The sequence below is a fragment of the Pseudoalteromonas sp. 20-92 genome, assembly GCF_030847595.1.
GTDB lineage: Bacteria > Pseudomonadota > Gammaproteobacteria > Enterobacterales > Alteromonadaceae > Pseudoalteromonas > Pseudoalteromonas fuliginea.
Genome location: NZ_JANJGQ010000013.1, coordinates 81,818 through 94,546 on the forward strand (window position 1 = coordinate 81,818; position 12,729 = coordinate 94,546).

Consider the following 12,729-nt stretch of genomic DNA (forward strand, 5'->3'; position numbering starts at 1 on the left):
TATATGGCTTTTTATTCTAATTGACTTGAAATACCCCAGCAATTACTGAGATAATCCCCTCCTTAATTTTGGGGCCAGGTCGTTAGGCGGGGTTTTATTTCAAATTTTAGAGTTCGTTTGTACTAAAAGATATGGCTGAGAAACGTAATATATTTCTAATTGGCCCCATGGGGGCTGGAAAAAGCACAATTGGTCGTCACATTGCCGATCAATTACACCTTGAATTTGTTGATTCTGATCAAGAAATCGAACGCCGTACCGGTGCAGATATTGCCTGGGTGTTTGATCTTGAAGGTGAAGAAGGCTTTAGACTTCGTGAAGAATCTGTTATTGGCGACTTAACTGAGATGCAAGGTATTGTACTTGCAACTGGTGGTGGTTCAGTAATGAGTAAAGAAGTTCGAAACAAGCTTTCTGCTCGCGGTATAGTAGTATACCTAGAGACACCTATAGAAAAGCAAGTTGCACGCACACAACGCGACAAGCGTCGCCCATTGCTGCAAACTGAAGAAGCACCTCGTGATGTACTAGAGCGCTTAGCAGAAGAACGCGAACCGTTATATAAAGAAGTGGCTGATTTTGTTGTACGCACTGATGAGCAAAGCGCTAAAGTTGTTGCTAACCAAATCATCGAGAAATTAGATTTTTAAAAACCAATAATAAAGGAAGACTGAGCATGCTTGAATTAACTGTTAATTTGGACGAGCGAAGTTATCCTATATATATTGGTCAATCTGCACTTCAAGATAATGGCCGCCTAATTCACTACATTGGTGATTGTCGGCCTATCATCATTACTAATGACACAGTTGCACCTTTATATCTACAAGGGCTACTTGATTCGTTAGCTGAGCTAAAACCACTCTCTTTTGTCATACCTGACGGTGAGCAATACAAATCACTAGAATGGTTTGAAAAAATATCTGCTTTTTTACTCCAAAATAACTGCGGTCGTGATACGTGCTTAATTGCATTAGGTGGTGGTGTTATAGGTGACTTAACTGGGTTTGTAGCTGCATGTTACCAACGCGGTGTGCCATTTATTCAAATACCAACCACATTGTTATCGCAAGTAGACTCATCAGTTGGTGGTAAAACAGCTGTAAATCATCCTTTAGGTAAAAATATGATTGGGGCATTTTATCAGCCACAAGCGGTTTTTATTGATACCAAATCTTTGCATACGCTACCAGCAAGAGAGTTTGCTGCCGGTATGGCTGAGGTTATAAAATATGGATTGATTTATGATACTGAATTATTTAGTTATTTAGAAAAAAACGTAAAAGACTTACAGCAATTAAATGAAGCGTGTTTACAGCATATTATTTTTAGATGTTGTGAAATTAAAGCTTTAATTGTTGCTCAAGATGAAAAAGAGCAAGGCCTTAGGGCACTTTTGAATCTGGGTCATACATTTGCCCATGCGATTGAAGCGCAGATGGGTTACGGTATTTGGCTACATGGTGAAGCTGTTGCAACAGGAATGGTGCTTGCCGCACAACTTGCTCATACACGCAAAGACTTGAGTGCTGATGAAGTGGCACGTATTATTGATGTTATTACGCAATATAACTTACCAACTAAAATACCTACAGAAATGACAAGCGAGCAGTTTTTAACGCATATGCGTAAAGACAAAAAGAATAAAAAAGGTACAATTCGGTTTATTTTACCAACCCAATTTGGTCAATGCGCATTAGTTGATGATGTATCTGACGACCAAGTTCGAGCCTTAATCGAGCAATAAATGCAGTCACAAATTTTACCAAGCCGTGCGGCTTTGGTGGATAGAATCGCATTGCAATTTGAATACGGGCAAAACCTTATCGTTTTACTTGGCACATCAGGGCTAGGTAAAAGTTATATGCTCGAAACCTTCATTACCGATAAATATAATGACTTCAATAAAGCTTTTGTACAAGTAACAGGAAAAATGACTGATACTCAGCTTATGAGTCAGTTATTAGAACAAAGCTTTAATGCTCCTTTGGTGGATCATAACTTAAGCTTATCTGAAAACTATTATCAATTGCTTCAACAGCAAACATGTGGGCCTTGTTTGTGGGTGCTTGACGGTGGTAGACATCTCTCAGAAGAAATACTCATTGAGCTTGAGTCATTGGCTAAAATGAGTCCAAGTACCTTGTATATTATGGTCGCTTCACAATCAAAACTGTTTTTTAATGATGTTGTTGAAATTTATTTAGAGCCTTTAAGTCTACGAGAAAGTAAGCAGCTTATGAGTTGGTACTTCACTGCTCTTCCTTATGACGAGGATCCTGTTTTCCAGACTTTTTTGTCTGAAGCTCGAGGGAATCCTAGTTTATTGTTGGCATGGCAACCCACTGAACATGTGGCAGATTTTACAGTTAAAGATAAAGTATCGTGGCGATTACACTTATTAACTTTACTGTTGATAATAATGTTCTTAATTATAGGTTTATTGTATAAATCAAATATGACGCAATGGTGGCAGCAATATCATCAGCAGGAGCAACCTGAGTTGCTAACGTTAGCCATTCCAGTGAGCGAAGTAAGTAATCGACTCATGCCTCCTAATGAAGCGCCTATCCCCCAAATACTTCCAGATGTAATAAACGAGACGAAGCTTAAAGAGCACCAGAATGATGTGCCCGCAATTATGCAAAGCTTAAAAAAAACGAGCGTAAAAACGGAACGGTTAGCTACAAATATAAAAATAGCTGAAGAGCCACCTAAACCGCAAGTGAAGAATGAACAATCAGATGTTGAAAAGAATTGGTACTTACAACAGCCTACTCACCACATTGTAATTCAGTTATTAGCCGTAACACAGCAGCAAATTAGTATTGAGTTTATGACTAAATATGAACTGGAAGGTGAGGCCTATACTTATCAAACTAAAAGAAACAACAAAATTTGGTGGGTAGTTACGTTTGGTAATTTTGCGAGTTTAGAGGATGCAAAATTGGCAATGAAAACATTGCCTTCTGACATTTTAAAAAATAAACCTTTTTATAAAAAAATTAGCAAAATAAAACAAGAAATAGCACTAGTTGATCAGTAAATTAAATCGCTTTAGTGTAAAATCGCGTAACACCAGATTGAAGTAAAGAGCCAATGCAGCAAAAGAGTAGAGCCTTCCTTAAATGGGCTGGCGGAAAATACAGCCTCGTTGATGATATTAACGCGCGACTAAACCAAGCAAGCAAGCATGCAGACACTTTGGTTGAACCTTTTGTTGGTGCTGGATCGGTGTTTTTAAATAGTAATTTTAAACATTATATTCTTAATGATATAAATGCAGATTTAATAAACTTATACAAAGAACTAAGAAATTCACCAGATGAGTTTATTAGTGATGCAAAAAAGCTATTTGTTGATTTGAATAACCATCCTGACGCTTACTATGAGTATCGTGTACAGTTTAATCAAAGCCGCGATGTATATGAGCGATCAATGTTATTTTTGTACATGAACCGCTATGGTTATAACGGGTTGTGTAGATACAACTTAAAAGGTATTTTTAATGTGCCTTTCGGTAAATATAAAAAGCCTTATTTTCCTGAAAAAGAAATGTATTTTTTTGCCGCGAAAGCTCAGCAAGCAACTTTCACCTGTTTAGATTACGATGATGTATTTAAATTGGTACCCGAGAATGCAGTTATCTATTGCGACCCGCCATATGTACCCTTAAGTAAAACTGCATCATTCACCTCTTATGCAAAGGGTGGCTTTAATTTAGATGATCAGGCTAACTTAGCTAATTTGGCAGAGCGGGCAGCATTTGAAAATAATACACCAGTACTTATATCTAACCACGATACAGTATGGACACGAAAGATTTATAGCCAGGCATCATTGGATCAAATTCAAGTAAAGCGGACTATTAGCCCTAAAGGCGGTTCTCGTAATAAAGTAGATGAGTTAATGGCTATGTATTTACCACTAGAGCAACAATCGCGTAAATCGAAAATACAAAAACTATAAAAAGCACAATCGCAATTATAATTATTGAATATGGAGAGTGTTTTTTGAAGTCTGAATTGCGTTTGCTTTCTGATTGAACGCCAAAAAATGCTGCTAGCACACTTTGTAACGCGCTAAAAAATTGCAGCATTATATTAAAATAGAGGATTTAAAGATGGCGCTTTTTTCGAATCATCTGAGCTGGTAAGTAGTTCTAATAAATCTAAATAATGAAACTGCGCACTTCTACTATCACCAGTAATCCACGAAACCCAAGACGAATCCTCTTCTATCTTAATACACACTTCTGCAGTATTTTTAGAAACCACAGATAGATTTTGATAATGGCAATTATTTACTGAGCTAATTTCTGGCTCAGAATTTGGAGAGAAATTAAACGCCCCAATAAACAATAATGCCGATGCAATTAATATCCCTGTTTTAAAAGCTCGCATATGTAGGCCTAATTATTTGTTACTTTTTTAATCATACCAAAGGTTGGTTAAATAACAAACTTAAATATTTAAGATAATAGTGAATAATTATTAAAAATAATAACTTAACTATTCTTTTTAATTTTAGGGATCCATCATTATCTTTTATCCGTTCTTGGGTAACTTCATTAATTAAGTTACATTAACGAAATATACTATTTATTGATGGAGTTAATCATGTTTAACCCAGAGCAAAAATATTTAATTGCCCCTTCTATTTTGTCTGCTGATTTTGCAAAACTAGGCGAAGATGTTGATAAAGTACTCGATGCGGGTGCTGACGTGGTTCATTTTGATGTGATGGATAATCACTATGTACCTAATCTCACAATTGGCCCAATGGTGTGTAAAGCACTCAGAGATTACGGTATAACAGCACCTATCGACGTACATTTAATGGTTAAACCTGTAGATAGTCTTATTCCACTGTTTGCAGAGGCTGGCGCATCAATTATTACTTTTCATCCAGAAGCCAGTGAACACGTTGATCGTACAATACAGTTAATTAAAGATCATGGCTGTAAAGCAGGCTTAGTGTTTAACCCTGCAACGAGTCTAAGTTACTTAGATCATGTTATTGATAAGCTAGATACCATTTTACTAATGTCGGTAAACCCTGGGTTTGGCGGACAAAGTTTTATCCCTCATACGCTTGAAAAATTACGACAAGCTAAGCAACGTATAGTTGCATCGGGTCGTGATATTCGCTTAGAGGTAGATGGCGGTATTAAAGTCGATAATATTGCAGCAGCGGCTCGAGCGGGTGCAGATATGTTTGTGGCAGGCTCCGCTATTTTCAACCAACCTGATTACAAAGTGGTGATTGATCAAATGCGTGAGCAGCTTGGAAGTGTAAAATAATGAAGTACGACGTCGCCTTATTTGATTTAGATGGTACTTTGGTTGATAGCGTTTACGACTTGTATATTGCTATTAACCTAACCTTGAGTGACCTCGCTTTTCCTATCGTTAGCCAACGCTTAGTTGAAAGCTGGGTAGGTAATGGCATAGAAGTACTCGTTAAGCGTGCTTTGAGTGGCGATATGCAAGTGAGTGAACATTTAGACGAGTCACTTAGTGATAAAGCAATATCACGGTTTTATAAGCACTATGGACAACAAGTTGGTGAGTATAGTGTGCTGTACCAACACGTGGAAACTGGGCTTGCAGCACTTCGTGGTATGCCAAAAGCACTAATCACTAATAAGTCTCGAATATTTACAGAAAAACTACTCGATAAACTAGCACTAACGAGTCATTTTGATGTGATTGTATGCGGTGACGACATGGCAAAAAAACCGTCGCCAGAACCATTGCTATTTGCCTGCAAAAAACTAAATGCGGAGCCTAATAAAGCAATAATGATAGGTGATTCTAAAAGCGATATACTTGCAGCTAAAGCCGCTAATATAGACGTAATTGCACTTGGTTATGGCTATAGCCAAGGTGAAAATCTTAAGGATTACAATCCACAGTACCTATGCGATAACTTCTTAGATATAATACCTGTTCTAACGCAGCGTTAAATATTATTCATTAAGCAAAATAAAGGAAAATCATGAGTAAACCAGTAGTTTTAAGTGGCATTCAGCCAACCGGTGGTATGACAATAGGCAACTATGTTGGCGCTATTAACCAGTGGCTAAAGTTACAGGAAGACCACGAAAGTTTCTTTATGTTAGTAGACTTACACGCTATTACTGTTCGCCAAGAGCCTGAATTACTGCGCTCTCGAGTGTTAGATGGTATTGCTCTTTACGCGGCATGTGGCATTGATCCTGAAAAATCTGCGTTATTTGTACAATCACAAGTACCTGAGCACGCACAGTTAGCATGGGTATTAAATTGTTACGCGCAAATGGGTGAGCTTAATCGAATGACTCAGTTTAAAGACAAGTCATCTAAGCATGCAAATAACGTAAACGTGGGCTTATTTTCATATCCGGTATTACAGGCTGCGGATATTTTATTATACCAAGCTGATCAAGTACCAGTAGGGGATGACCAAAAGCAGCATTTAGAGCTGACTCGCGATATAGCCACACGCTTTAATAATTTATATGGCGACGTATTTAAATTACCAGAGCCGTACATTCCACAGTTTGGTGCACGCGTAATGAGCTTGCAAGATCCACTTAAAAAGATGTCTAAGTCTGACGAAAACCCAAATGGTTACATCATGTTATTAGATGAGCCTAAGCAAATTGTGAAAAAGCTTAAAAAAGCAGTAACTGATTCAGATGAACAAGCACGTATTTATTTTGATCGCACAGAAAAGCCTGGCGTATCAAACTTGCTTACTTTACTGAGTGTTGCAACTAAACGTTCAATTGAAGACCTAGTGCCTGAGTATGAAGATAAAATGTATGGCCACCTGAAAAAAGACACTGCCGATGCAATTGTCAACATGATTGAGCCAATTCAAGCACGCTTTAAAGAGATCAGAGATGATCAAAACCTACTTGATAGCATAATGAAATCAGGTGCTGAAAAAGCAAGTGTACGTGCTGAGAAAACACTTAAATCAGTTTACGATGCACTTGGTTTTATACCTCGCGGGTAAATTATAAATATTGAACCCCCATAAAATACCGCTACTTAGCGGTATTTTATGTTGTAGTACATTCATTTTATGCAACATTACAGTATTGAAAGGAATTTACATGAGCTTTAAAGTTAAGCACTATGCTGCAAAAACGATTAAGACTAGCTATGCAATGGAGTGGGAAATGCTACTCACTGAATTAGTTATTGGCTTATTGTGCAGCGTATTTGCTTATCTTGGTTTTAAGGCGAGTGTATTACTCATTTTTGTCGCTAATTTATTTATTGCAGTATGTTGTTTTTCTTTAATAACATTTTCGATTGTTATGTTGATAAAAGAAAAGTTAGAGCAAAAAAAATAGCGGGAAGTGAGTCTTCTCGCTATTTTTAATTAAGTGTAACCTCGACAGTTAAATAACCTTAATGCCGATTGGTTTGTAACAACCGAACCTCTATTTATTTAATAGAGGTTTTAAGTAATGCCCAGTATGTGAACGCTCACACTCAGCTACTTCTTCAGGTGTACCTGCAATGAGTATTTCACCACCGCCAGCACCGCCTTCAGGTCCTAAATCGATAACCCAGTCTGCTGTTTTAATAACATCGAGGTTGTGCTCAATAACAACAATTGTATTGCCGTGATCGCGCAGACGATGAAGTACAACAAGCAGCTGTTCAATGTCAGCAAAGTGTAAGCCTGTTGTTGGCTCATCTAATATGTAGAGCGTTTTACCAGTATCACGCTTTGATAGCTCGCGCGCTAATTTTACACGTTGCGCCTCACCGCCAGAGAGAGTAGTAGCGGCTTGACCTAAACGCACATACGACAAACCAACGTCCATCAGCGTTTTAAGCTTACGGGCAATAGCCGGTATTTTGTCAAAATACTCATGCGCGTCTTCAACAGTCATCTCAAGTACTTGGTGTATGTTTTTACCTTTGTATTGGACTTCGAGCGTTTCACGGTTATAGCGTTTGCTCTTACACACATCACACGGTACATACACATCAGGTAAAAAGTGCATTTCAACTTTAATTAAGCCGTCACCTTGGCACGCTTCACAGCGTCCGCCTTTAACGTTAAAGCTAAAGCGACCTACTTTGTAGCCACGTGAACGCGCTTCTTGTGTGCCTGCAAATAACTCACGAATACCGGTAAATATACCTGTGTAGGTTGCCGGGTTTGAACGCGGAGTACGACCAATCGGGCTTTGATCAATATCGATTACTTTATCAAAATGATCTAAACCGCTAATTGATTTATACGGTGCCGCTTCGGCAGTGGTTGCGCCATTTAGCTCTGTATGAGCAAGTTTAAATAAAGTGTCGTTTATTAGCGTTGATTTCCCCGAGCCCGATACACCTGTCACACAGGTCATTAAACCAAATGGGATTTTTAAATCCACATTTTTAAGGTTATTACCCGTTGCGCCAAATAGCTCTAGCCATTTGTCGTTCGTTGGGTGACGTTCTTTTGGTATTTCTATTTTACGTACGCCTGATAAAAATTGGCCCGTAACAGACTCTTTGCTTGCTAAAATATCATCGCGTGTACCTTGTGCAATAATATGCCCACCATGAACACCCGCGCCTGGACCAATATCAATAATATGATCAGCGGCTCGAATTGCATCTTCATCGTGCTCTACCACAATAACGGTGTTACCTAAGTCGCGTAAATGGACCAGTGTTTGTAGTAAGCGGTCGTTATCGCGTTGATGTAGCCCAATAGATGGCTCATCTAGTACGTACATTACACCTACAAGACCGGCACCAATTTGACTGGCTAAGCGGATACGCTGAGCTTCACCACCTGATAATGTATCGGCGCTGCGCTCAAGTGATAAGTAATTTAGGCCAACGTTAATTAAAAACGATAAGCGGTCGCGAATTTCTTTTAGTATTTTTTCAGCTATTTGGCCTTTTTGTCCGGTTAGCGTTAACCCTTCAAAGAATTCCATGGCTTCACCAATACTCATGCACGTGATTGCAGGTAAGTTGGTTTTTCCAATAAATACATTTCGAGACTCTTCGCGTAAACGCGAGCCATGACAGCTAGGACACGCTTGGCTTGTTTGGTATTTAGCAAGTTCTTCGCGTACAGAGTTTGACTCTGTCTCGCGGTAGCGGCGATTCATGTTATTTAAAACGCCTTCAAACTCATGGTTACGCGTAATTAAATCGCCACGGTCGTTACGGTAATTAAACGCAATTTTAGTGCTACCAGAGCCGTCTAATATAATTTTTTTCGAGTCGCTGTCTAAATCTTGATAAGGCACATCTAAATCAAAATTGTAATGATCCGCAACCGCTTGCAGCATTTGATAGTAATAAAAGCTGCGTTTATCCCATCCTTTAATTGCACCGCCAGCAAGGCTTAATTCCGGGTTATGCACTACGCGATTAGGATCAAAATATTGACGTATACCTAAACCATCACAGGTTTGACACGCACCAGCTGGGTTATTAAACGAAAACAAACGCGGCTCAAGTTCAGTCATTGCATAGCCACAAGTAGGGCAGGCAAAATTTGCTGAAAATAGAATCTCTTCAGCGCTGCTATCGTCCATGTATGCTACATGTGCAACGCCATTAGACATTTCAAGTGCGGTTTCGAACGATTCTGCTAAGCGTTGTTGTAAGCCATCTTTTACTTTAAATCTGTCTACAACAACTTCTATTGTATGTTTTTTATGAAGCTCAAGCGTTGGAGGATCAGACAAGTCACATACTTCACCGTCTATACGGGCGCGAATATAACCTTGGCTAGATAGCTGTTCTAATAACTTAACATGCTCACCTTTACGCTCTTTTACTATTGGCGCAAGCAGCATTAATTTACTGCCCTCAGGTAGAGCCAAAACAGTATCTACCATTTGGCTCACTGTTTGCGCAGCAAGTGGTAAATCATGTGTAGGACATCGTGGTTCGCCAACGCGGGCAAACATGAGTCGTAAGTAATCGTAAATTTCGGTAATAGTACCTACGGTTGAACGCGGGTTATGAGACGTTGACTTTTGCTCAATAGAAATTGCAGGAGAGAGGCCTTCAATGTGATCTACATCAGGCTTTTCCATAAGCGATAAAAATTGTCTTGCATACGCAGAGAGTGATTCAACATACCGGCGCTGCCCTTCTGCATAAAGTGTATCAAATGCAAGTGATGACTTCCCCGAACCAGATAGACCAGTAATAACTATTAATTTATCACGTGGAATGGTTAGGCTGATGTCTTTTAAATTGTGCGTGCGGGCGCCTCGGACTTCAATGTTTTCCATGCTATCTCGTTTATTGCCAAAATTATTTACTCAGTATCGCATAATACGAAGCAATATTAATCCTTGATCAATGAAAAATCCTTACTTATAGGCGATTAATTATTGCCAAGCTTATGGTAGAATCCCAACCTCAATTTTTCATAGAGTAAGATCACGCAGATAATGACCGCATCTTCACTTAATTCACGAGAAAAACGCGCCGCTGTATCACTGGCGAGTGTGTTTGCATTTAGAATGCTCGGCTTGTTTATGCTGATGCCTGTATTGGCTATTTATGGACAATCGCTTGAAGGTTTTTCGCCTATTTGGATTGGTTTTGCCATTGGTGCGTATGGTTTAACGCAAGCTGTATTACAAATACCTATGGGTCGATTATCCGATAAGATTGGCCGTAAAAAGGTTATTGTTGGTGGCTTAGTTGTATTTGCTATTGGCTCTGTAGTTGCTGCATTAGCTGACTCTATACAAATGGTTACCGTAGGCCGCGCTCTACAAGGTATGGGCGCAATAGCCAGTGCGCTACTCGCGTTTGCTTCAGATTTAAGCCGCGATGAGCAACGACCAAAGGTAATGGCCGTTATTGGTATGAGCATAGGAATGAGCTTTGCCTTTGCTATGTTACTTGGACCAATTGTTGCAGCTTCGTGGGGTATTGTGGGTGTATTTTGGTTGACTGCTATTTTAGCTGTCTTTGGTATATTTATAGTGACCATGCTAGTGCCAAAGGCGGTAAATAAAGCACCCAAAGGCGATACATTAGCAAGCTTTAGCGACATTAAAAAATTAATTAAACACCCTCAGTTAGCACGATTAAATGCAGGTGTATTGTTATTGCATTTAACGCTAACCACAATTTTTGTGGTACTGCCGAGTCAATTAATTAAAGATGGTTTGGTTGCCGACCAGCATTGGTATTTATATATCCCAGTGTTGTTTTTAGCCTTTTTATTAATGGTACCAATAATGATTGTGGCCATTAAAAAAGAGAAAGAAAAACAAGCGTTCATTGGCTCAGTAGCCTTGTTAACTATTAGTATGTTAGCAATGTCGGTATGGGTTAATAGTGTAGTAGGCATTGCTGTGTGTATGCTGCTTTATTTTGTGGCGTTTAACTTTTTAGAAGCCACTATGCCTGCGCTTGTATCGCGAATAGCACCTGCAAGCCAAAAAGGTTCAGCAATGGGTGGCTACTCATCTAGTCAGTTTTTAGGCGCCTTTTTGGGCGGTATGTTAGGTGGCTATGTAGCACAAACTACAACGACGCAAGCTGTGTTTGCGGCAGCGGCACTTGTTGGGTTAATATGGCTTATTATTGCGTGGAAAATGCAAGTCCCACCCAAAAGTAAAGTTATTAGTTTAATGACCAAATTAGATTCTGAAGAGCATGCTCAAGTACTTGCTTCTCAGTTAGTTGCTTTACCAGGTGTAATAGAAGCAACTGTGGTTCGCGATGAAAGTCGCAGCTATTTAAAGATTAATGATAAAGAATTTGACCTAGACCAAGCGCGTAAAGTAGCTGGTTTAATCTAACATTTATAGGAGATGGTTCCATGGCACGCGGTGTGAACAAAGTAATTTTGGTTGGTAATTTAGGGCAAGATCCTGAAGTTCGTTATATGCCTAACGGCAACGGTGTAGCAAATATTACCCTAGCAACTTCAGATAGCTATAAAGATAAAAACACTGGCCAAATGGTTGATAAAACTGAGTGGCACCGTGTTGTATTTTTTGGCAAGTTAGCTGAAATTGTTGGTGAATATTGTCGTAAAGGTTCACAAATTTATGTTGAAGGTAAGCTTCAAACACGTAAATGGACCGATCAACAAGGCCAAGAAAAATACACTACAGAAATAGTTGTAGATGGCTTTACTGGTCAAATGCAAATGTTGGGCGCACGTGGTGGCGATCAACAAAGTGGTGGTTACCAAGGTAATCAGCCGCAAGGTGGGCAACAAGGTGGTGGTTACCAAGGTAATCAAGCGCAAAGTGCTCAACAAAGCGGTGGCTATGGTCAAAATAATCAAGGCCAAAATAACCAGCTACAAGGTGGTTATGCTCCACAACAGCAAGCAGCACCTGCAGCGCAACCTCAGTCAGCGCCAGCACCACAACAAAATAATCAATACCAACAACCGCAAGGCGGCTTTGCACCACAACAAAATAGTGCACCGCAGCAACAAGGTGGTTTCGCTCCTAAACCACAAAGTGCTCCGCAAGGTGGCGCATCAAACCCAATGGAACCAACCATTGATTTTGATGACGATATTCCGTTCTAGCTTACGTATAATCTAAAAGTGTAAATATAAACCACTTTTTAATGAAGTATTAAACTAAACCCAGTGTAAAAACTGGGTTTTTTGTTTTTAAAAAGATGTAAAAATGACATGGTGTATCTATAAAACACTATGTCATTATTATCTAAACAATTAGCCACGTAACTGAAGCTAATGTTTATATCAATATTA

Annotated in this window: 13 protein-coding genes; 10 read left to right on the forward strand and 3 right to left on the reverse strand. The window is 39.2% G+C overall.

Features of this window, described 5'->3' with window-relative positions:
* Positions 1–131 precede the first annotated feature (131 nt).
* From aroK to NRL14_RS12575, 4 genes are read left to right on the forward strand one after another with little or no spacing between them, the layout of a single operon-like run.
* Entirely contained in the window at positions 132–650 is a 519-nt protein-coding gene (gene aroK, locus NRL14_RS12560; RefSeq protein WP_006793103.1) for a shikimate kinase AroK, read from the forward strand.
* Positions 651–676: 26 nt separating this feature from the next.
* Positions 677–1,747 (forward strand): 3-dehydroquinate synthase, encoded by a 1,071-nt coding sequence (gene aroB / locus NRL14_RS12565; protein WP_033028836.1) that lies wholly within the window; start codon positions 677–679, stop codon positions 1,745–1,747.
* Positions 1,748–3,046, forward strand: coding sequence for an AAA family ATPase (locus NRL14_RS12570; RefSeq protein ID WP_033028837.1), 1,299 nt, complete (start codon positions 1,748–1,750; stop codon positions 3,044–3,046). It abuts the gene before it with no gap.
* A 53-nt stretch (positions 3,047–3,099) separates the two neighbouring features.
* Positions 3,100–3,969 (forward strand): Dam family site-specific DNA-(adenine-N6)-methyltransferase, encoded by an 870-nt coding sequence (locus NRL14_RS12575; RefSeq protein WP_306724792.1) that lies wholly within the window; start codon positions 3,100–3,102, stop codon positions 3,967–3,969.
* Here NRL14_RS12575 and NRL14_RS12580 read toward each other — a convergent pair.
* Together NRL14_RS12580 and NRL14_RS12585 are read right to left on the reverse strand one after the other, a co-directional pair.
* Complete coding sequence (locus NRL14_RS12580; protein WP_081824543.1) at positions 3,914–4,099, reverse strand: DUF2970 domain-containing protein; 186 nt, start codon at positions 4,097–4,099, stop codon at positions 3,914–3,916. The genes NRL14_RS12575 and NRL14_RS12580 overlap by 56 nt on opposite strands.
* 4 nt (positions 4,100–4,103) lie before the next feature.
* Positions 4,104–4,403, reverse strand: coding sequence for a hypothetical protein (locus NRL14_RS12585; protein WP_306724793.1), 300 nt, complete (start codon positions 4,401–4,403; stop codon positions 4,104–4,106).
* Positions 4,404–4,619: 216 nt separating this feature from the next.
* Here NRL14_RS12585 and rpe point away from each other — a divergent pair, with 216 nt between their 5' ends.
* From rpe to NRL14_RS12605, 4 genes are all read left to right on the forward strand, one after another.
* A complete protein-coding gene (gene rpe / locus NRL14_RS12590) occupies positions 4,620–5,303 on the forward strand; it encodes a ribulose-phosphate 3-epimerase (protein ID WP_007378666.1) in 684 nt (227 codons plus the stop codon).
* Complete coding sequence (locus NRL14_RS12595; RefSeq protein WP_306724794.1) at positions 5,303–5,968, forward strand: phosphoglycolate phosphatase; 666 nt, start codon at positions 5,303–5,305, stop codon at positions 5,966–5,968. Before rpe ends, NRL14_RS12595 begins: the two co-directional genes overlap by 1 nt.
* A 32-nt stretch (positions 5,969–6,000) precedes the next feature.
* Complete coding sequence (trpS, locus tag NRL14_RS12600; protein WP_007378668.1) at positions 6,001–7,005, forward strand: tryptophan--tRNA ligase; 1,005 nt, start codon at positions 6,001–6,003, stop codon at positions 7,003–7,005.
* A gap of 100 nt (positions 7,006–7,105) precedes the next feature.
* Positions 7,106–7,348, forward strand: coding sequence for a hypothetical protein (locus tag NRL14_RS12605; RefSeq protein WP_033038496.1), 243 nt, complete (start codon positions 7,106–7,108; stop codon positions 7,346–7,348).
* A 90-nt stretch (positions 7,349–7,438) separates the two neighbouring features.
* On the opposite strand, the gene uvrA is transcribed toward NRL14_RS12605, so the two are convergent.
* The gene (gene uvrA, locus NRL14_RS12610; protein ID WP_306724795.1) at positions 7,439–10,264 is read right to left on the reverse strand and encodes an excinuclease ABC subunit UvrA; all 2,826 of its coding nucleotides are present in this window, start codon (positions 10,262–10,264) and stop codon (positions 7,439–7,441) included.
* Positions 10,265–10,426: 162 nt separating this feature from the next.
* Here uvrA and NRL14_RS12615 point away from each other — a divergent pair, with 162 nt between their 5' ends.
* A complete protein-coding gene (locus NRL14_RS12615; RefSeq protein ID WP_306724796.1) occupies positions 10,427–11,794 on the forward strand; it encodes an MFS transporter in 1,368 nt (455 codons plus the stop codon).
* A gap of 20 nt (positions 11,795–11,814) precedes the next feature.
* Entirely contained in the window at positions 11,815–12,540 is a 726-nt protein-coding gene (gene ssb, locus NRL14_RS12620) for a single-stranded DNA-binding protein (protein WP_306724797.1), read from the forward strand.
* Positions 12,541–12,729: the final 189 nt, after the last annotated feature.